This window comes from Thermococcus sp. CX2 (genome assembly GCF_012027555.1).
Lineage (GTDB): Archaea > Methanobacteriota_B > Thermococci > Thermococcales > Thermococcaceae > Thermococcus.
The window spans coordinates 480,895-499,261 of sequence record NZ_SNUQ01000002.1 but is presented as its reverse complement, the minus strand read 5'-3'; the positions used below and the strand labels follow the sequence as shown (position 1 = coordinate 499,261).

The 18,367-nt window shown below is 53.4% G+C and carries 20 protein-coding genes; 2 read left to right on the top strand and 18 right to left on the bottom strand.

Annotated features, from left to right (window positions below):
- Window position 1: 1 nt before the first annotated feature.
- From E3E23_RS06915 to E3E23_RS06875, 9 genes are all read right to left on the bottom strand, one after another.
- Window positions 2–310, bottom strand: a complete 309-nt coding sequence (locus E3E23_RS06915) for a V-type ATP synthase subunit F (protein WP_068664894.1) — start codon at window positions 308–310, stop codon at window positions 2–4.
- Window positions 307–1,413, bottom strand: coding sequence for a V-type ATP synthase subunit C (locus E3E23_RS06910; protein ID WP_167907392.1), 1,107 nt, complete (start codon window positions 1,411–1,413; stop codon window positions 307–309). Before E3E23_RS06910 ends, E3E23_RS06915 begins: the two co-directional genes overlap by 4 nt.
- Window positions 1,414–1,418: 5 nt before the next feature.
- The gene (locus E3E23_RS06905) at window positions 1,419–2,030 is read right to left on the bottom strand and encodes a V-type ATP synthase subunit E (RefSeq protein WP_167907391.1); all 612 of its coding nucleotides are present in this window, start codon (window positions 2,028–2,030) and stop codon (window positions 1,419–1,421) included.
- Between the two features lie 44 nt (window positions 2,031–2,074).
- Window positions 2,075–2,563, bottom strand: coding sequence for a V-type ATP synthase subunit K (locus E3E23_RS06900; RefSeq protein ID WP_167907390.1), 489 nt, complete (start codon window positions 2,561–2,563; stop codon window positions 2,075–2,077).
- 15 nt (window positions 2,564–2,578) lie between these two features.
- On the bottom strand, window positions 2,579–4,558 hold the full coding sequence (locus E3E23_RS06895; protein ID WP_167907389.1) for a V-type ATP synthase subunit I: 1,980 nt from the start codon (window positions 4,556–4,558) through the stop codon (window positions 2,579–2,581).
- 1 nt (window position 4,559) lies between these two features.
- On the bottom strand, window positions 4,560–4,871 hold the full coding sequence (locus E3E23_RS06890) for a V-type ATP synthase subunit H (protein WP_167907388.1): 312 nt from the start codon (window positions 4,869–4,871) through the stop codon (window positions 4,560–4,562).
- A gap of 103 nt (window positions 4,872–4,974) precedes the next feature.
- Entirely contained in the window at window positions 4,975–5,670 is a 696-nt protein-coding gene (locus E3E23_RS06885) for a TrkA family potassium uptake protein (RefSeq protein ID WP_167907387.1), read from the bottom strand.
- Window positions 5,670–7,193 carry a preprotein translocase subunit SecD gene (locus E3E23_RS06880; protein WP_167907386.1) on the bottom strand — a complete coding sequence of 508 codons (1,524 nt, stop codon included), beginning with the start codon at window positions 7,191–7,193 and terminating at the stop codon, window positions 5,670–5,672. The genes E3E23_RS06885 and E3E23_RS06880 overlap by 1 nt, the downstream gene beginning before the upstream one ends.
- Entirely contained in the window at window positions 7,190–8,107 is a 918-nt protein-coding gene (locus tag E3E23_RS06875; RefSeq protein ID WP_167907385.1) for a protein translocase subunit SecF, read from the bottom strand. The genes E3E23_RS06880 and E3E23_RS06875 overlap by 4 nt, the downstream gene beginning before the upstream one ends.
- 161 nt (window positions 8,108–8,268) lie before the next feature.
- Between E3E23_RS06875 and speD the strand changes: the two genes are divergently transcribed.
- Window positions 8,269–8,694, top strand: coding sequence for an adenosylmethionine decarboxylase (gene speD, locus E3E23_RS06870; RefSeq protein ID WP_167907384.1), 426 nt, complete (start codon window positions 8,269–8,271; stop codon window positions 8,692–8,694).
- A 32-nt stretch (window positions 8,695–8,726) separates the two neighbouring features.
- On the opposite strand, the gene E3E23_RS06865 is transcribed toward speD, so the two are convergent.
- From E3E23_RS06865 to E3E23_RS06835, 7 genes are all read right to left on the bottom strand, one after another.
- Window positions 8,727–9,251: a hypothetical protein gene (locus tag E3E23_RS06865; protein WP_167907543.1), complete on the bottom strand. Its 525-nt coding sequence runs from the start codon at window positions 9,249–9,251 to the stop codon at window positions 8,727–8,729.
- A 21-nt stretch (window positions 9,252–9,272) separates the two neighbouring features.
- Complete coding sequence (locus tag E3E23_RS06860) at window positions 9,273–10,019, bottom strand: KaiC domain-containing protein (protein ID WP_167907383.1); 747 nt, start codon at window positions 10,017–10,019, stop codon at window positions 9,273–9,275.
- A 155-nt stretch (window positions 10,020–10,174) separates the two neighbouring features.
- Complete coding sequence (locus E3E23_RS06855) at window positions 10,175–10,684, bottom strand: PUA domain-containing protein (protein WP_206205650.1); 510 nt, start codon at window positions 10,682–10,684, stop codon at window positions 10,175–10,177.
- Between the two features lie 41 nt (window positions 10,685–10,725).
- Window positions 10,726–11,238 carry a YkgJ family cysteine cluster protein gene (locus E3E23_RS06850; RefSeq protein ID WP_167907382.1) on the bottom strand — a complete coding sequence of 171 codons (513 nt, stop codon included), beginning with the start codon at window positions 11,236–11,238 and terminating at the stop codon, window positions 10,726–10,728.
- A gap of 36 nt (window positions 11,239–11,274) precedes the next feature.
- The gene (locus E3E23_RS06845) at window positions 11,275–11,805 is read right to left on the bottom strand and encodes a hypothetical protein (protein ID WP_167907381.1); all 531 of its coding nucleotides are present in this window, start codon (window positions 11,803–11,805) and stop codon (window positions 11,275–11,277) included.
- A 44-nt stretch (window positions 11,806–11,849) separates the two neighbouring features.
- Window positions 11,850–12,425 carry a hypothetical protein gene (locus E3E23_RS06840; RefSeq protein ID WP_167907380.1) on the bottom strand — a complete coding sequence of 192 codons (576 nt, stop codon included), beginning with the start codon at window positions 12,423–12,425 and terminating at the stop codon, window positions 11,850–11,852.
- 123 nt (window positions 12,426–12,548) lie between these two features.
- Complete coding sequence (locus tag E3E23_RS06835; RefSeq protein ID WP_167907379.1) at window positions 12,549–14,327, bottom strand: tRNA uridine(34) 5-carboxymethylaminomethyl modification radical SAM/GNAT enzyme Elp3; 1,779 nt, start codon at window positions 14,325–14,327, stop codon at window positions 12,549–12,551.
- A 131-nt stretch (window positions 14,328–14,458) separates the two neighbouring features.
- Between E3E23_RS06835 and E3E23_RS06830 the strand changes: the two genes are divergently transcribed.
- Window positions 14,459–15,214 (top strand): Nif3-like dinuclear metal center hexameric protein, encoded by a 756-nt coding sequence (locus E3E23_RS06830; protein WP_167907540.1) that lies wholly within the window; start codon window positions 14,459–14,461, stop codon window positions 15,212–15,214.
- Here E3E23_RS06830 and E3E23_RS06825 read toward each other — a convergent pair.
- A complete protein-coding gene (locus E3E23_RS06825; protein WP_167907378.1) occupies window positions 15,201–15,566 on the bottom strand; it encodes a hypothetical protein in 366 nt (121 codons plus the stop codon). The genes E3E23_RS06830 and E3E23_RS06825 overlap by 14 nt on opposite strands.
- A gap of 18 nt (window positions 15,567–15,584) precedes the next feature.
- On the bottom strand, window positions 15,585–18,317 hold the full coding sequence (alaS, locus tag E3E23_RS06820) for an alanine--tRNA ligase (RefSeq protein WP_167907539.1): 2,733 nt from the start codon (window positions 18,315–18,317) through the stop codon (window positions 15,585–15,587).
- Window positions 18,318–18,367 lie beyond the last annotated feature (50 nt).

The window sequence follows — 18,367 nt, the reverse complement described above, 5'->3', positions numbered from 1 at the left end:
TTCACCTCTTCAACTCAACACCTATCGCCCTTCTAACTATCTCCTTAATCTGCTCTTCACCAAACCTCGAACCCGACTTGTCAGGCACCTGAAGGATGATCGGAAACGTAACCTCTGAAAGCTCAACCTTCTGGGCGAATCTCTCCGTTATCAGGATTATTCCAACATCGCCCCTTTCGATGAGCTCGTTGAGCTTGTTCCTGAGCCTCTCCATTTCGAGGGGCGTGTCCTCGAAGGAATAAACCTCATGGGCCCCGGCGAGCTTGAAGCCAAGGGCCGTGTCCCTGTCGCCGAGGACGGCTATCTTCATGCGACATCACCCACTATCTCCTTTATCATCTCTGGCCTGAGGCCATCGTCGATGAGCTTGGCTATCGCCCTGAGCTTCTTGACCTCGCTCTCCTTCTGCAGTATGTAGCTGAGCGGCGTTGCCACGCTGAGCGGGTAGAACCTGGTCAGCTCGTTCATCCTTTCCCTGATGTGCCTCTCCAGTGTCCTCTCGAGGACGCTCAAGTCTTTCTCAACCTCATCCCTGACGTCCCTGATGACCTTGCCGTAGCTCGTGGAGTCGAGCTCGGCCAAAGCCATGCTCAAGTCGTCCACGTGGAGTATGGCCTCAAGGCTCCTGCCGAGCCTTCCTCCAGGTATGAGGAGAGGCCTTATCTCCTCGGCGCTCATCTTTGCCGCTTTAGCCCTCATGACGGTCATTATGTTGGTCTTGTCTATCTTGAGCCTCACGAACTCTTCGAGGATTACCCTCTCGTCGTCCTTCCTGGAGAGCGCGTATTCAAGGAGCTTGGCGTAGTACATCTTGTAAAGTTCGGTCTCGAACTCCTTAAGGCTCATCTCCCCCAACAGAAGCTTCTGGTATGGCTCTTCGTAGGGAGTGTCTTCAAGGATGACGAGTATCTCCTCGAGCGTCTTTGCCTCAGCCATGGCCTTGACCTTGGGGACCATGGTTCCAATCTCGCTAACGTAGTCGCTCGCGGGTTCGCCGACCTTCTTGGCCTTGATGATGCTGGTTACGTTCCTGACGTCCCACTCCTCGAGCAGGAGCCTGAAGAAGGGGCTGACCCTCTTCGGGAGAATCTTAACCATGAGCTCGTAGGTTCCGGCCAAGGCCCTATCCAGGGCCCTCTCTATCTCCTCCACGGTGTAGCTTGAAACACCCGCGAGGTAGCCCTTATAATCAGTGTCCTCCAAGCTGACCACGAAGTTGTTAAGGGTTCTGCTCTCCGCCAGCTCGTTGAACCTCTGCTCGGTCAGGAGCTTGGCTTCCATTGCCTTTATCCTCGCGTTAGGGTAGGAGTAGGGGGTGTACTTCCAGATTATCTTGGACGTCTTGTATCCCACCCAAACGAAGACCACCGCCAATGTTGTGTTGAGGATTCCAGTTACCGCCCCTGCTTCCATTCGCCTCACCCGAAGAGAGCCTTGGCAATCTCTGCCCTCAAGTCACTCTCAAACCTCTCTATCCTTGCCTCAAAACGGTTGTCCACCCTAACGCTCTTATCTATGGTTTCGACGATGACGCCGCCTATGGTGCTTATTGGCTCATCGAGGGTTATCTCAACATTCTTCCCGAACTTCTCCTCGAGGGCCTTTTTGAACTCCTCGAACCTTCCGCGGAGCAGCTCAAGGGTTCTCTCGTTGGACTTAATGACAACGCTCTCGCTTCCGAGCTCCTCGATGGCCTGGGCCGTCAAATCTACAAGCATCGGGAAGTACTCCTCGTCGGGTAGTTCAGCCAGCCTCTCGCGCAGGGCTGCAATGACCTCCTGGATGAGCGCCTCCTGAACGGCGAGCCTCTTCTTCCTGACCTCAAGCTTGGCGTTGGCTATGATCCTCTGCTTCTCTATCTCGGCCTGAGTGTGGGCCTTCCTGAGTATCCACTCTGCCCTGGCCTCGGCCCTCTTGCGGGCCTCCTCCTTAATCTTCTCCGCCTCCTTCTGGGCCTCGCTGAGTATGTACTGTATCTTCTGCTCCGCTTCCCTGTTTATCTCCTGAATTATCAGCTCTGCTCCATTCATCTTCCTTCCTCCGTCGGGCTATATATAAAGAAAGTTTGGAGGGCTCAGAAGCCAACTCCAGTAACTATCATTATCAGGGCACCAACGAGACCGAAGATTGCCATGGTCTCGGCCATAGCCGAGAATATGATGCCCTGGGTGAAGGTCTTCGGGTTCTTAGCAACGGCGCCGATGCTCGCGCTCGCGATGATACCCTGCGGTATGGCTGAGAGACCGGTGAGGCCGACGGTAAGGCCGGCACCGAGGAGTATGGCGCTCTTGACGATGTTGTCCACGTTGTTGGGGTCGGTGAACTTGAAGCCGCCGCCGAGGATTCCCGAGACCATCAGGATGAGGAACAGCGTAATGAGTCCGTAAATGCTCTGGGTCATTGGCAGACCCTCAAGGATGAGGGCGTTCTTGAAGTTCTTCTCATCCTCGGCAACGACTCCAGCAGCCGCTGCACCTGCTATACCGACACCAAAGGCCGAAGCTGCTCCAGCTATACCGGCCGCAAGGGCCGCTCCAAGGGATACGTAAACTATCGGGTCCATTTCTCAAACACCTCCTTAAGCTTCAAACTCTAACTTTGAGACCTCCCTTTTTGCCCTGAAGGGCTCGAAGCGCTTACCTTCGCCAGAGTAAAAGGTTCCGAAAAATTCAACGTACTGCAGACGGAGCGAGTGGACGAACGCTCCGAGGGCGTTGATGGCGACCGAAAACAGCTGGCCGCCGACAAACAGTATGAGGCCAATGACTATGCCTATTGGAACGGGGCCGATGCTTATGCCCCAGACCATCTGGACAAGGATGTTGATGACCATGGCTATTCCAGCGGTTGCCAAAGCCAGTGCCATCAGACGGGCGTAGCTGAGCCAGCTGCCGACGAAGCCGAAGAAGTCCGATATCGTCAGCAGTATCGCCAGTGCACCGTTCCTGAACTCGCTGAGGATGAAGAGCACTAGGCCAGCCCCGAAGAGAGCCTTTCCAGGCATGGTGAAGCCTGGCTGACCCATGGCTCCCAGGCCAAGGAGCGAGACGCCGAGTATTATGAGCATCCAGGAGAGCTGGTCGAAGATTGCGTCTTTGACTTCGCCGTTCTTCATCTTGACTATGAAGCCTACAGTATAGCCGGTGAATAGGTGGGCGAGGCCTATGGCCAATGCCATCTGGAGGACTACCAGCGCGTCTGTCATGCTGTCCCACTTGCGCCAGACGTTGAAGCCGGCCAAATCGAGGGCGTTGCCGAAGTAGCTGCCGAAGAGGACGCCCATAATCATGGTGAAAGCGGCGCTGATGAGCAAGGTGTAGGCGAACTTGTAGGTGCCGTCGTTGAACTTCTTGTGACCCTTGACGAGCAGTGCAGCGACTATGGCTATTATGAGGCCGTACATGAAGTCCGTGAGCATGAAGCCGAAGAAGAACGAGTAGGTGAAGGTTATTATCGGCGTTGGGTCTATCTCATTGTACTTCGGGACACCGTACATCTCGGTGAGCATCTCAAAGGGCCTGAAGAAGCTCGGGTTCTTGAGCTTGATCGGGATGTCATCGAGCTCCTCCTTGCTCGGCTCCTTGATGTTGATGTAGGCCTTTCCCTCAGTTATCCTCTTGATTCCCTCAAGAACATTCGGAACCTCACTCCTCGGGAGCCAGCCCGTCATGGCAAAGGTCATGTTTGTCCTCGCGAGCATCGGCAGGACTGTGGCCTTGTCCCTCTCGTTCTCCATCAGCTCCTGGTAGAAAACCACGTCGTCGTAGTACTTCTCGGCGAGCATCTCGGCGTCCTTCTTCGCGCTTTCAAGCTCCTTCTCCTTGATCCTGAGCTTCTCCTCATAGACTTTTATAAGCTCCCTCGGAGTCCCCTCACCCTCTGGGACTTCCAGCCTCTCGAGAGAGTACTTTGCCAGTATCGGATTGGCCTTCTCGTAGTCCCTCTTGATGAATGCGAAAACCACCAGAACTTTATCTTTGAACTCCTTGGAAACAAAAGCCACTCTCCCCTCGGTGGCCTTTTTGACCTCCTCGATGAGGGGCGGGAACTTGTTTCTATCGATGGTTCCGACCACTATCTCGACCATGTCGGTGGACCTGAGATAGGAGACATCAAGGTTGAGCGCGGAGAGGAGCTCAAGAATTGAGATGTCGGTCTTTATCCTCTCAATTTCCGTCTGGGTCGCGGTTATTTTACCCTCAACGGCCTTTATCTCTGGTTCAACAACCTCAAGAAAGCTCTCAACGTCCTTTATGAGCTTCTCGATTCCCCCATATTTGTAGGTCTTCTTCTCCCTCTCGGGGGGAAAGATGAACTCCTTTATGCCGCCGCCCTTGGTCTTTCTGTAAGCCTTGAGGAAATCAACGAGTCTTGAGATGGTTATGCTGTATGAGGCCGCCTTTCTGTGGAACTCGTTGGGAGAATCCTTCTGGGCGATTTTAACGTCTATCTCCCTGATCTCCACGACACCCTGCTCGTGGAGATAAGTCAAGAGAGAATCCTTGTACCTGTTGAGGGTCATTACCTCGATTTTAACCATCTCTTCTGGCCTGAACATCTCAGCCCCCTCTTACGAGCTCTATGCCGGCAGATATGGCCTTCTCGAAGTTGTTGGTGGCCTTAATCTTGAGCTCTTCGACTTCCTTCTCGCCCTCCTCAAGGATTTTCTTCGCCTCCTCCTCGCCCTCCAGGCGGGCCTTCTCAACGAGAGCCTTGGCCTTTTCCTCAGCTTCCTCGATTATCTCCTTCTCTATGAGCTTCGCATCTTCCTTGGCTTTGAGGACTATGGCCTTAGCGTCTTCCTTTGCCTTTTCAATCCTTTTCTCAGCCTGCTTCTCGGCATCGACAATCTCTTTGATGACATCCTCCATGATGAGCCCCCCAATGACCCTGAAAACAGGTTCCCTCTACGCCACCTTTGGCTTCCCTAATTGGTTTAAATAGTTTATGGTGAAAGAAAAGGAAGGAGCAAACTTACTCCTGCGTCTCCTCAGACTTCTTCTTCTCGAGGAGTTCTTTGACATCGTCGAGAACGTTGTTCTTGGCAAAGACAATTACCTGACCCTTCTCTGGCAGCTTCGTGTCGCCGGATGGTATCAGCAGGTTGCCTTTTTCGTCGTAGACGGCTATTATGAGAGCGTCTTTTGGTATCCTGAGATCCTTAACGAGCTTTCCTGCTATCTCACTGTCCTTGTCTATAGTGAAGCGCACGATCTCAGCACCCTCCTTGGGGAATAGGACACGGTCAAAGCCCGGCGTAACGATGTTCCTGCTGATGTACTCCGCCGCTATCTCCTCCGGCGAGATGACGAAGTCAAAGTACCTCCGGAGGTCCCCTACCTCTTCGAAGATGCGCCTGTTCTTCGGGTTGCCTATCCTGAGCGAGGTCTTTATCTTCGGGTTGAGGTGCTTTGCCAGTATGCACGCCAGCAGGTTGGCGTCGTCCTTGCCGGTTAAAGCCGCGAATGCATCCGCCTGCTTTATGTTTGCCTCCTCGAGCGTCTTCGGGTCGGTGGCATCGCCCTCAATGACGAGACCGTTGATAAGGAGGGAGAGCTCCTTGGCCCTCTCCTTGTCCATCTCGATTATGGTCACGTCGTGGCCCTCTTCCTCGAGCATCTTGGCAACGAGATAGCCAACCCTTCCGGCGCCCATTATCACGACGAACATCAGTCCTCACCGAGCAGGTACTTGGCTATTTCAGCATAGGCAGGCCTCGTAACGAGGATTCCTATGACCACGCCCAGTATTGTCGTGAAGGCGAAGCCCTTGAGGGTTCCGACGAAGTATATGAGCAGGAAGCTCATGGCCACTATCGTCGTCGCTGCCGAGGCGAAGATAACGAAGAACGCCCTTCCCATCCTCTTGAGAACGCCCGAGCGCCTGGTTATCCTAGTCTCCTTAGCCCCACCGAGGAGTTCGTCGGTTATTACTATCTGCTGGTCAACGCCCGTACCGATGGCGGCTATGATACCCGCTATGCTCGGCAGGTCGAGGTTCCACTGGATGAGTGCGGCGAATCCAAGGATGATTATTGCCTCGAAGAAGCTGGTTGAGGCAACTGGTATGGCTATCTTCCAGTTCCTGTAGTGGAAGTAGACTATGGCAAAGACCGCTATAAGCGCTCCGATACCGGCGAGCAGGGCCTGGTACTTGAAGTTCTCACCGAGTCTGGGGGAGATAAATTCCATTCCAACGACGTTGAGCTTGACTGGAAGCGAACCGCTCTTGAGGACGGTGTAAATCTGCTTGGCTTCCTGCTCAGCGGTGAGCCTGTCCGGGGCGGTTCCAGTTATCTGAACATCCTGCTGCGGCTGGCCGGTGGCGAGGCCCTCGCCCACAGAGTACGGGCCGTAGAGACCAAGGGTTCTAATGATGAGCGCGTGGTCGCTCTCGCCTGGACCCCTCTGGACGAGTCTGACGGTAACGTTCATGTTCTCGAGCTCACTCTGGAGGCCCTGGTTGAGGTCAACGAGGACTATCTTCTCCTTGCCCTCGGCCATTTCTGCCAGCTCATCGGCGGTCTGATTGGCATAAGCAACGACGGTTATGTTAAAGGCCTTGGTTATCCTCTGAAGCAGTGTCGGGGCTTCAGGAGCCTGGGCGTTGAACTCCGAGCTGTTCATGAGCTTATATACACTGTCAGGAACTACGAGAAGTGAGTTGACGGGTGGATCAAGGAACATGTCGACCGGCCATCCCGTCTTGCCCTTCGCCAGCTCGGCGAACTTCTCGGCGGCACTCTTGGATATCCTGAAGGGGACGCTCCATGTGTTGTCGGGCTTTATCTGGTAGATGCCGACGTACTCAACGTCCTGACCCGTTCCAAAGATTACCCCATCGAACTCCATGTAGAATACACCCTGGCTTTCAATGACGTTTTTAATGGCGTCGGCTTCTTCAGCAGTGGTGACGTTGGCGACCTTGACGAGCACTATCTGGTCCCCCTGGGCCTCAACAGTTATGTCCCTCAATCCCAGGGTGTTGAGCCTCTTCTGGAGCGAATCAACAACGAGCTGCATCGTGTCGGCATCAACGGGGTGCTCAGTCTGAGCGACAAGCGCAACACCGCCGCTTATATCTATTCCAAAGGTGAGCGGCCTAACAGCAAGGGTCACAACCGAGCCTATGAGGAACACGGTGAGAAGGATGATCCTCCAGTTCAGGAGGAGCTTTTTAGTTCTCCTTTTCATGCCTTACCACCCCTGATAGAGCCTCTGGCCAAGTACCACTTCAGCACCCCGGCATTGAGCAGCCAGGTGTTCATGAAGTCCGCGAGGAGACCGAAGATGAGCACCACTGCGATGTTGTCTATAGTCTGAGAGGTCGAGACGAGCCAGAGCACAAAGAGGGCACCGAGAGTGGTGGTGCTCATGGTGAATCCAGTCGAAACCGCCGAGAGGTAGGCATCCTCGATGGTGTCCTCCTTACGCTTCAGGAGCCTCGTGGTCAGAAGGATGTTGCTGTCCACGGTGTAACCAATGAGCATCAGCAGGGCCGCTATGGTTGCGGTTGTTAGCTGGATGCCGAAGATCCCCATTACTGCGACGGCTATCACCATATCCGAAAGGGCAGAGAACATTATGGTGAGCGACGGGACTAAGTTCCTGAAGAAGAGGAACACGACCACGGCCATTCCGATGAACGCCAGTATAAGAGCCCTGATACCCTGCTGCTGAGAAATCTCACCGAAGGTCGGCTGCACCTCGCTGTGAGTATACTCCGCGTCAGGATACCTGGTCTTCATGACCTTGATTATCTCAAGCGGGTCTGTTCCAGTGGGCGCGTAAACCCTCACACCCTTGGTGTCCACACCGCTGAAGCTCTCAACTCTCACATCAACGCCAATCTGGTCGCTGATGTATTTGGCGAGTTCATCCGGGTTGGCATCGACACCGTAAGCGGTGACAACCACACCTCCCTGGAGGTCTATTCCAAGGTGCGGAAAGTGAACCGCGAGGAGAATCAGAGCAACTATAAAGACCGCCAGAGGGTAGGTAATCATTTTCTTATAATCCATCCTGGCGAGAACACTCAGTTTCTTCTGTTTTTTCATTCGAACGGCTTCCCAGGCATCGGGCTCGCCCTTGGTTTTAGGTTTCGACATACCTTCACCCCTTCTTGAGTTTTTGCAAAACTTGTCGTTAGTTGGTCTGGACGAGTTTTAAAATTAGTGGTTCAATGATTAAAGATGGCCAGTGTTCATCGGATAATGCGAGGCTTAACTTTAAAAAGGGAAGGCCAAACCCCTCACTTAGGTGAGAGGCCATGGAGACGATAGGGTTTCACTATGTGGTTGAGGCTGCTGGCTGCGATCCAGAAATCCTTGGTAACGCTGACAAGATAAGGGAAATATTCCTAGAGGCGGCCAAGGTAGGCAAAATGGAGGTCAAAGCAAGCTATTTCTTCAAGTTCTCACCAACCGGTGTGAGTGGTGTAGTCATAGTGGCTGAATCCCACATCTCGATACACACCTGGCCGGAGAAGGGCTACGCGGCCCTGGACGTTTACACCTGCGGCACCACAGCAGACCCAGAAAAGGCCGTTGATTACATCCTCGACAAGATAAAGGCCCAGTACGCCCACGTTTCCGAGATAAAGCGCGGTATTGAGGAGGACGACGGAACCTTCACCCACATGATACTGACCTGGGAAGAGAAGCTCGAAAGAAAGAACGGGAACGGACAGGGCTAAGAGGTCCCTTTCCCTCCCCCACTTTTAAAACGTCAGAGCAGGTTCTTTATCTCCCCAAGTTTCTGCTCAATAGCTGCTATCGTCTCTCTGGCCTTCTCAAGCTTGCCTTTGAGTTCTTCGTTTTCCTTTCTGAGCTCATCAAGCTGGGCCTTAAGCTCAGCCAGGCTCCTCTTGAGCTTCTCGTACTCCTCGAGCGCTACCAGCTGGCCGCCTTTAGCTAAAACCTCGACGTTCCTGACGAGCTCATCAAGCTTTCCAGCCTTTATGAGCTCGTAGGTCTCCCTGACGAGCTGGCCGGCCTTAGTCTCGCCCTTGAGATGCTTCCTTATAGTAGCCTCGGTTCTTCCAAGTTCATCCGCTATCTCCCTCACCGTCATACCGGCCTTCTCCCTGGCTATCGCTCCAGCAGCGACTGCCAGACTGTCAACCCAGGTGAGCCTCTCTGCCGGATCCTTTATGAGCTCAATAACCTCTGGCCTGAAGAGGGTTGCGAAGAGCAAGATGCTTTCGAGCCTGTGTATTTCTTCCCTTCCAAGGGGGTTCAGCGGAACCTCCATCGCCACCACCTCCCCCAGCTTTCACTCGAGCTCGACGACAGTCCCCCTCTTGAGAACTTTGTCTGGGTGGACGACTATTCCCTTGTCAGTTATCTCGAAGGGGTGCCTCCTCATGGAGTGGCTCGTCCCGCGCATCTTCCACACTATCAGCGAGCGCTTGAGCTCGCCGTCGATTTCGTCCAAATCGAGCCTTATTATTCCGTCAACGCCGTGCTCAACTCCCGGTCCACCGAAGCCACGCTCGCCGACGCTTATCTGGCTCACAAGGATACTCGTAACCCCGAGACCGGCCAAAACCCTCTTGAGCTGCATGACTACACTCCTCGCGACAGCCGGCTTGTTGATGTAGAGGGTTGTAACCGAGTCTATAATGACCCTCTTGGCACCGATGTCCTTGATGGCCGTTCTAAGGACGTCTATAAACTCGCGGATGTCGGTAAGGTCGTGGACGATGTATTTCTCATACTCCTTGCTCTTGCCGATTCCGGCTGTGAATGCGTCAATCATGGCAAAAAGGCCTTCCTCCTCGTACTTCCTGACGTCCCAGCCGAAGTTGGCCATGTTCTGCCTAACCTGAACAGGATGTTCTTCTAAAGCCACGTATATTCCAGGCTCGCCGTTCTGGAGGCCGTTCCAGAGAAACTGCTGGCTGAAGATGGACTTTCCCGTTCCGGGCCCACCGCTCAGCAAAACCACGTTTCTCTCCGGGATTCCCCCGTGAAGAACCCCGTCCATACCCGGGATGCCCGTCTTTACCCTCTTCATCATCGGGCATCACCCCCGGAAGTTTTAGTTACCAGCAGTTAATTTAACATTTCAGTTTAAAAGCGTTACGTCGGAGTCAGAACCCTTAAGGACAATCTCCAAATAGTTACAGAAGACAACCCGAGTATTCACCAGGGCCAGTCAAAGAAAGCTGAATATCAGCGCCTCCTCCTGATGAACTCCCCTATGTCAGTAACATTTAGGATGAACTTGTTTCTGCTTTCGGGATTTATACGTCCTATACCGAGTATGATGCCATTTTCGTCATATACCACGAGCTTCTTCGTTCCCTGCCAGTCGTACTTCCTGACGCCGCTCCTGGGGACGTCTTTTCCCGTTGTGAAGAGGAAGCCCGCCCTGGGGCTTAGGATTGCGTAGTTTTTCTTAACATCCACAAAGTAGAAGAACTCGACGTTTGGATAGAACTTCTCGACAAGGTTTTTGTCCACCTTAATCGTGCCGACGAAGGTTCCGTAGGCATAGGGCTTAACTTTCAGGTTTTCAAGTTCTCCCCAAACGCGCTCGTTCACAGCATAGACGTCTCTAAACCTGCCCTCAACGACCGCAAAAGTATGGTGACTAAGCTCACCGTACTTCTCTGCCTCGCGAAGGATGAGGTCGTACTCCCACGCGGAGGCCCGTCTATAGCGGAGTTCATTCATCGACATCGGTCATGAGTTGGGGAAGCCGTTTATAAGGGTTAATCTTCTCAGTCGAGTTCCTCAAGTAGTTTGAGAAAACCGTCCATATCCGTCTTCTCTAATTCGCGCTCAAACTCAAGGCCGAGCTCAGCTATCTCCTCTGGGGTTATGACCGTCTCAGGATCCTCCGGGTTTATTCCTGGGCAGGACTCGTCGTAGTAGAGCCACAGTTTCTCCCCTTTATACTCGAAGGGCTCCTCCCCCTCAACTCCCAGGGGCTTTCTGGAGACCATGAATGGGTAGATGCGGCATATTATCGGGTTCCGGTCATGGATCCTGCACTTGCCTGTTTCCGGGTCGTGGAAGACGCAGCCGAGATCCCACTTACGGTAGGCCATGACAAAGCGAACCTTCCCGCCGTCAAGGGTCAGCATTACGGAGTCCTGTGGATCGTGGCCGGCCTTCACTATTTCTCTAATATCCTTTAAAGTTAAATAGATGAACCTTCCCCTACAGCAGTCAAGGCAGAACTTGCACTTGAAGTGGACGTCTTCTCGAAAAGATTTCGGCTTGAACCTCATAAAAAAACGTTAAAGAGAAGTCTTAAAAGAGTTCCGTTAGCTTTCCTTAGGGTAGGCTACTTTGAACGCTCCCCAATCGGTTTTTTCTCCGTAGGTCACCGTGAAGTTGACCAGCTCATAATTATCCGGGGCCGAATCCCTTTTGTATGCAATCAAATGGTAGCCGCTCTCCACGTACCAGTAGAAGGCACTGCTTATCATGAACAGATACTTTGGTATGACCAACTTCCTAACGCACTCCTCGCTCCTCACGTATTTCTGTCCATCCCAGAAGAGGACGTCGAGGCACCAGTCAGGATTCTGGAGATTCAGCACCACGGAGTTTCCATAATCCTCGCTTCCCTTCAGAATGAGGTGCTTCTGAAGGTCAACTGCGTTGCTCCAAGTGTAATTTCCGAGGGTTATGTTCTCCAGCAGAATTATCTGGCCCTTGGGAGCCGCAACACCGTAGGGAACGAGCTTGTGAGTGATTATCGGCACGAGGAGGTAGTAGAGAACTACTATCGCAATGATTGCGACGACGACAAGAATCTTAAGGGCTGACTCAGTCTCATAGGAGATTCTCATACCATCACCTCTTGGACTTACTAAGATTTTGAATAATAAAAAGGTCAGGATTTCTTTATCGCTACTTTCAGGGAGCCTTCTCCCGTAATTCCTCCGTAGGTAACGGTCAGGTTCACGAGTTCGTAGTTCTGAACGGGTTCAGTTTTGTGGAGAACCAGCACATAGCCAGGCTCGAGGTACCAGTAGAGTATCTCCTTGGCCTCATGGGTGGGCACCCTCCTAAAGGCGTACTGGCTCATTTGGATTTCATTGGAGCAGTTGTACTTCAACTGCCAGCCGTTGTTCGAACCGCCCCACACCCAGAGATCGAGGCACCACCCTGGGCTTGTTACGCTTATTGTCAAGCCATCACCCATGTTGTCATTGCCCTTCAGGACGAGAAGGTTGTTCTGAGAAGTTATAGGCACGGCGTTGGTGTAGTTGATGGAACCCATAGTGAAGTTCTGAGCGAGGACTATCTGGCCCTTGGGAGCCGCAACATCGAAGGGGTTTGGGTTATGAGAGAGGATAGGATAAATAACCGCGAAAAGGACGACCACACCTACTACGAAGACAAGGAAAAGAACCTTGATTCTGAATGAAGTCTCATAGGAGAGACCCTTCTTGGATTCCTCTTTCACTCGGAATCACCTAACTAATTCTAAGGAGTAAGAAGTACTTAAGATTTACTGCTAAGTGTCAGCGGAGGTGATGAGAAAGGCGGCGAAATTCACTGGAGAAGGGGCCCCTACTTGAGGCCCCTCTCATGTGTTTAAGTGGGCATCAAATTTCCCACTCTTTTCAAAGTTTGCATAACCCCTGTCGAGCCTCTTGGCAACATACGGACCGTTCTTGCGATAGCCAAACTTACGGTAATACTCCCTCACGCCGACGCCGCTTATGATGAGCATCTTCTTAACCTCAAACTCCTCGCGGGCTATCCTCTCGGCCTCCGCTAAAAGTTCCCTTCCATAGCCGCGATGCTGCCACTCGTACTTCGGCTTCCCACCTATTGGCACTAGAGGGCCGTAGACATGGAGCTCCCTGACAATGGCTGAAGGACAGCAGTTTATCTCCTTCCGATGGGCTTTTTCGCTCGGAATCCTCAGGCGGAGGAAGCCTATGAGGATGTCATTCTTCGTGTCCTCGAAGCTGAGGAATATCTCCTTCCCGCCGGCTGCGTCGTAGTCCTCTCTTAAGAGCTCGATGTGCTCTATTTCAGGCTCTATTCCGAACTTCTGCATCATATGGCCGACTTCCCTAAAGCGAATCTCCCTCGGGCGAATTCCTCTCTTAATCAGCTCGTTGAAGACGAGCTGTCCAAGGTTGGAGTGCTTGACGCCGTCGACGATGAGCTTCGCCGGGATGTCGCGCTGTATGCGCATAACGCGAACCCACTTGGGGAAGAGCTTGTATGCCTCAACCAATAGTTCAACCGCCTCCTCCGTGCGGTATGGCCTGTATTTCTCCTCCTTCCACCAGAAGTAGAGAGGAGCATCAGCGGTAACGAGCGTCGGGTATATCTTCAGCATGTCAGGCCTGAAGCGAGCATCCTCGAATATTGCTCTGAAGGTGTACAAATCCCTCTCGAAGTTGCTCCCAGGCAGACCGGGCATTATGTGGTAGTTTATCTTCAACCCAGCGTCGCGGAGGAGCTGGGTAGCCTTAACTATCTCCTCAACACCGTGGCCGCGCTTGGTCCTCTCGTGGATGAAGTTGAAAATGGTTTGAACACCGAGCTCAACGCGCGTCGTTCCCAGCTTGAGCATCCTGTCAATCTGCCTCTCAAAGGCCCAGTCGGGCCTCGTCTCTATCGTTAATCCGACCATCCTCACTTTAGCCTTCTCGTTCTTCCTCTGCTCGTCTTCGAGATAGTAATAGGGCTTTCTGTGGGTCTTCTCCCAGGCCTCCTTAAACTTCGGATCCTCATCAAGGACGGACTCGTCGCCGTGGACTATCAGGCGGACGAGCTTCTCCTCGAGGTTTTCTACGTCCCTGAAGTGCGGGAAGTCGTTCATGGCCTTGAAGGCGCACTTGATGAACCACTCCTGGTAATCCAGATCAACCGCAGGAAAAGTCCCGCCCTGGATTATGACCTCGACCTTGTCCACATCGTGACCTATGTCAGTGAGCTGCTTTAGCCTGCGCATCATGATGATATATGGGTGATAAGCGCTCTGGACGGCCCTCAGGGCGGAAGGTTCTTTTCCGGTGTAGCTCTGCGGCGAGCCGACGCTCGGACCGCCCGGGCAGTAGATGCAGCGCCCATGGGGGCAGGGGAAGGGCTTGGTCATCATGGCAACTATGGCAACTCCGCTTATCGTCCTGGTCGGCTTCCTCTTGAGGAGCTCCCGGAAGCGGTCGCGCTCCCCCTCGGGGATGGCTTTGAGAATATCAGAATTACCGGGAATCTTGCTCAGATGATACTTCCGCGAGACGATTATCTTATACCTGTTCAGCTCGTTTCTATCTTTAATCTCGCCCGCCAAAACTGCCCTCGCTATCTCTTCAACCGCTCGCCTGAAGTTGTCATTCTCACCCATACCAACACCTCTCGGAGCGAGTTGGGCAGGCCTTTTAAAAGGTTAGCTGGTCGGAGATGTTGCTCGAGATATTCAGTTAGTGAATACGGAGACGTTAAAAGCTCTCACGGGAATTAAGTTTGGTGGTCGAAATGGTCGCGCGAGACGAGATAGTCGCATTTCTCAACGAATACCTCAACATTAACGCCTTCCCGGACAAGTCAAAGAACGGTCTCCAGGTGGAGGGAAAGGAGGAAGTTGAGAGGATAGCCTTCACCGTCGACACGACGCTCAGGACGATAGAGAGGGCTGCCAAAGCCAGAGCCGACATGATGATAGTCCACCATGGTATCGTGTGGGGAGGAATAGACTATGTTACCGGAATCACCTACCACAGGCTTAAGGCGCTCTTCGATGCTGGCATGAACCTCTACGTCGCCCACGTGCCTTTAGATGCCCATCCAGAGGTCGGAAACAACGTCCAGCTCCTCAAACTTCTCGAACTTGAACCGAAGGAGCCCCTCGGGGAATACGGCGGCGTTTCAATAGGATACATTGGCGAGTTCGACGAGCCAAAGCCGATAGAGGAAGTGGCACAGGTTCTCGCAGAGAAGCTGGACACGACAGTTAAGACCTACGAGTTCGGGGCGAGGGAGATAAGGCGCGTCGGGGCAATAACAGGAGCCGGCGGCTTTGCACTGGAGGAAGCAAAGAGGAAAAACCTCGACCTATTCGTTCTCGGAGAGTTTACACACGCCAACTATTTGACGGCGATGGACTTAGGGATAAGCGTCGCGGTTGCTGGCCACTACAAGACCGAGACGCTTGGCGTTAAGGCTCTCATGCCAATTCTCCGTGAAAAATTTGGCGTCGAAGTTTTCTTCATAGACGAGCCTACTGGTCTCTGAGGCTTTTCACCTTTTCTATGAACTCTTGGGGTCCCAAAACCCTCAGCTCCACCCCAAGCTCCCGCGCATAATCCTCAACCCAGCCAAGAGGGGGCGTTTTGAAGGGATACACAACCCACAGCTCGGGAAAGCCTGCACGGAAGGCCTTGACCGCGTTGTAAAGAACCCTCTGGCGTATCCATTTGAACGAGTTCTCCATCTCAATAGCCACAAGCTTTCTCTCACCGTCGAGAACTGCCAAATCTATCCTGCTCCCGTCGGGAGTGCGGTATTCCCTTATCGCCCTGAGGCCGTTCTCGGAACACAGTGCTTCCGCCTCACGGAGGAGGGTTTTAACTTTAATTTTGACCACCAAGAAAAGTTTGAAAAATCAGCCGAGGCGCTTCTTCACCTCGGCTATGGCCTCTTCTGCCTTAAGGACGTTCTTTATCTTGCCTTGAGCGAGCTCCTTCTTTCCTCCACCGCCGCCGCCGGCTACGGAGGTAATCACCTTCGCCAGCTCTCCAGCTTTGATGTCGATGCCATCCCCTACGGCAACCACGAAGTGGCCCTCCCTGCTTATCAGAACCACGACGCGCTTTTCTTTGCGGAGCTTGTTCGCTGCCTCCCTCAGGTCGTTGATGGTTCCTTCAACAACTGCCCCGATGAACTCAATTTCTCCAACCTTCTCGGCCTTTCCTTCGAGCTCGTAAACGAGGAGCTTGGCCAGCTCCTTCCTGAGCTTCTCGACTTCCTTCCTTGCCTCCTTCCACTCGTTGAAGAACCTCTCCGCAGTCTCTGGCAGCTTCTCCGGTGGAACGCGGAAGATCTCACTGGCCTTCTTGAGTATCCTCTCAGTCTCCTGCATCCAGTTTACGGCGGCCTCTCCCGCGGCGAAGATTATTCTCTCAACACCATCCTGTATCCTCTCAGTGCGGAGTATCTTAATCGGGCCTATCAAGCCGGTGTTCGGTAGGTGCGTACCACCACAGGCCTGGACGTCCCAGTCCTCTATTTTGAGCACCCTGATTTCCCGTCCAGGAACGACACCGCCCTGATAGAGCCTGAAGCCGTACTTCATCTCGGCCTCGGTCCTCGGGAGCCACTCCCAGGTGACCTTCCTGTTCTCCATGACCACTCTGTTGGCGAGGCGCTCTATCTCCCTGAGCTCCTCCTCCGTTATGCGCTTGTAGTGGGCTATGTCCAAGCGGGCCCAATCAGTGTGGAGCTGGCTTCCGCTCTGCCAGACGTGCTTTCCGAGAACTCTAACGAGGGCGCCCATGAGAACGTGGGTACCAGTGTGGTGGCGCATGTGCTGTATCCTCCTAGCCCAGTCGAGCTTTCCGTGGACAGTCATGCCCTCCTTGAACTCCTCAGGCCTCTCAACGCGGTGAAGGATTACCTTGCCGACCTTCTGGACATCAAGAACCTTAACGCCATTGAGCTCACCCGTATCGTAGGGCTGTCCACCGCCCTCCGGGTAGAATGCCGTCTGGTCCAAAATGACCCAATCGTTGATGACCTTCAGAACCTTCGCCTCGAACTCCCTCATGAAGGGGTCCTCGTAGTAGAGCGTCCTCGTATCCGGGAGGTCCTTAACGAGCTCGAAGTCGACTATCTCGACCTTCTTCTCCTCTTTCTTAGTCTGCTTCTCGGCCTCTTTGGCGACGAGGGTGTAGAAGTTGTCCGGAATGTGAACCTTGATGCCTTCTCTTTCGGCTATCTCGGCGACTATCTCTGGCGTAAGCCCGTGGCTTTCGTAGAACAGTATGAGCCTCTCCAGCGGGAGCTCCTCTATTCCCTTTTTCTTGAGCTTCTCTATCTCCCTCTTCACGAGGTCGCTTCCGCGCCTGAGGGTATCGAAGTAGCGCTTCTCCTCGACGTTTATGATGTCGAGGATGACGTCCTCCATCTCCTTGAACTCAGGGTAGGTCGGGGAGAGCTCCTTTATGTGCATCGCGACTATCTCCGCCAGCGGAACCTCCAGACCGAGCTCGCGGAGGTGCCTTATGCTCTTCCTTATGAGGAGTCTGGCCAAATAGCCGGCCTTGACGTTCGAGGGAATAACTCCATCCGCCAGCATGAAGGTAAGGGCCTTAGTGTGATCAGCTATGGCGTAGATGAGCTCGTAGGGCCTTATCGATCTCTCGAGCTCTTCCATGCTTATTCCAACGCGCTTGGCAACCTCTTGACGAAGGGCCTTGAGGTCGCCCATATCCTCGATGTCGAACATTCCGGCTAAACGGGAGTTCTCTATCAGGATTCTCTCGTCTATCCTCTCTATCCCCGCCATCCTCTTGAGAGGCTCGACGACGTAACCGAGGACAGCGTCATAAGCTGTAGGAGTACCGTGACTCATCCAGACTAAGCGCTCGAGGCCGTAGCCGGTATCAACTACTCTCGTCTCCATGGGGACGTACTTGTCGCCCTTTATCTCGACCACCTGGCTCGGATCCGCGTTCTCTGGGGCCTTCTTGTACTGCATGAACACGAGGGTAGCAACCTCAAGACCGCGGTAGAGGACCTCGAAAGCCGGTCCGGCGTTTCCACCGCCAGCCCACGGGTTCTCCTTGAAGGTTATGTCCTCGGCCTTCATGCCGAGCTCCTTGGTGAAGAACTCAAAGGCCAGCTCAACAGTCTCGTCCATCCAGTATATCGGCTTGCCGGGATAGTTGAATGCGTGGTGAGCCATCATTTCGAATATCGTGAAGTGCCTGCCGGTTATTCCGACGTTGTCTATGTCCGTAAACCTTATTGAGGGCTGTGAGATGGTGAGCGGATTGGCTGGAGGATCGGCTTCACCGCTTATGACCCAGGGCTGGAAGTCCATAATTGAAGCACCAACGAGGAGAACGTCGTCTCTCCATCTCGGCAGAATGGGATAGCGCTTCACCCTGCCGTGACCGTGCTTCTCGAAGAAGCTCAGGAACTTTTCGCGCATCTCGTCGAGGGTGTACTTCTTCGGAATACCCGGCTTTCCGATGAACTCATACTCGTCGCACGGCGGGTCTCCGCAGGTTTCTCTATCGGGGTCGAGCGTCCAGAAGGGTTTTCCGCAGACTTTACAGGTCTTCCTCATCCACCCCTCTTCCTTGAACATTCTCGTGGTCATGTCCATGCTCATGAGCATCACCTCTTTTTAAGTTTGAAGTAAAAAGGAGCGGGAGGCTAATT

Excerpts from the sequence above, each read along its gene's own strand:
- E3E23_RS06850 (WP_167907382.1), bottom strand. The coding sequence starts at position 11,238 with ATGAGGTTCAAGCCGAAATCTTTTCGAGAAGACGTCCACTTCAAGTGC.
- E3E23_RS06900 (WP_167907390.1), bottom strand. The coding sequence starts at position 2,563 with ATGGACCCGATAGTTTACGTATCCCTTGGAGCGGCCCTTGCGGCCGGT.
- E3E23_RS06895 (WP_167907389.1), bottom strand. The coding sequence starts at position 4,558 with ATGTTCAGGCCAGAAGAGATGGTTAAAATCGAGGTAATGACCCTCAAC.
- E3E23_RS06845 (WP_167907381.1), bottom strand. The coding sequence starts at position 11,805 with ATGAGAATCTCCTATGAGACTGAGTCAGCCCTTAAGATTCTTGTCGTC.
- speD (WP_167907384.1), top strand. The coding sequence starts at position 8,269 with ATGGAGACGATAGGGTTTCACTATGTGGTTGAGGCTGCTGGCTGCGAT.
- E3E23_RS06860 (WP_167907383.1), bottom strand. The coding sequence starts at position 10,019 with ATGATGAAGAGGGTAAAGACGGGCATCCCGGGTATGGACGGGGTTCTT.
- E3E23_RS06830 (WP_167907540.1), top strand. The coding sequence starts at position 14,459 with ATGGTCGCGCGAGACGAGATAGTCGCATTTCTCAACGAATACCTCAAC.
- E3E23_RS06910 (WP_167907392.1), bottom strand. The coding sequence starts at position 1,413 with ATGGAAGCAGGGGCGGTAACTGGAATCCTCAACACAACATTGGCGGTG.
- E3E23_RS06880 (WP_167907386.1), bottom strand. The coding sequence starts at position 7,193 with ATGAAAAGGAGAACTAAAAAGCTCCTCCTGAACTGGAGGATCATCCTT.
- E3E23_RS06885 (WP_167907387.1), bottom strand. The coding sequence starts at position 5,670 with ATGTTCGTCGTGATAATGGGCGCCGGAAGGGTTGGCTATCTCGTTGCC.
- E3E23_RS06875 (WP_167907385.1), bottom strand. The coding sequence starts at position 8,107 with ATGTCGAAACCTAAAACCAAGGGCGAGCCCGATGCCTGGGAAGCCGTT.
- E3E23_RS06905 (WP_167907391.1), bottom strand. The coding sequence starts at position 2,030 with ATGAATGGAGCAGAGCTGATAATTCAGGAGATAAACAGGGAAGCGGAG.
- E3E23_RS06890 (WP_167907388.1), bottom strand. The coding sequence starts at position 4,871 with ATGGAGGATGTCATCAAAGAGATTGTCGATGCCGAGAAGCAGGCTGAG.
- E3E23_RS06915 (WP_068664894.1), bottom strand. The coding sequence starts at position 310 with ATGAAGATAGCCGTCCTCGGCGACAGGGACACGGCCCTTGGCTTCAAG.
- E3E23_RS06865 (WP_167907543.1), bottom strand. The coding sequence starts at position 9,251 with ATGGAGGTTCCGCTGAACCCCCTTGGAAGGGAAGAAATACACAGGCTC.
- alaS (WP_167907539.1), bottom strand. The coding sequence starts at position 18,317 with ATGAGCATGGACATGACCACGAGAATGTTCAAGGAAGAGGGGTGGATG.
- E3E23_RS06855 (WP_206205650.1), bottom strand. The coding sequence starts at position 10,684 with ATGTCGATGAATGAACTCCGCTATAGACGGGCCTCCGCGTGGGAGTAC.
- E3E23_RS06835 (WP_167907379.1), bottom strand. The coding sequence starts at position 14,327 with ATGGGTGAGAATGACAACTTCAGGCGAGCGGTTGAAGAGATAGCGAGG.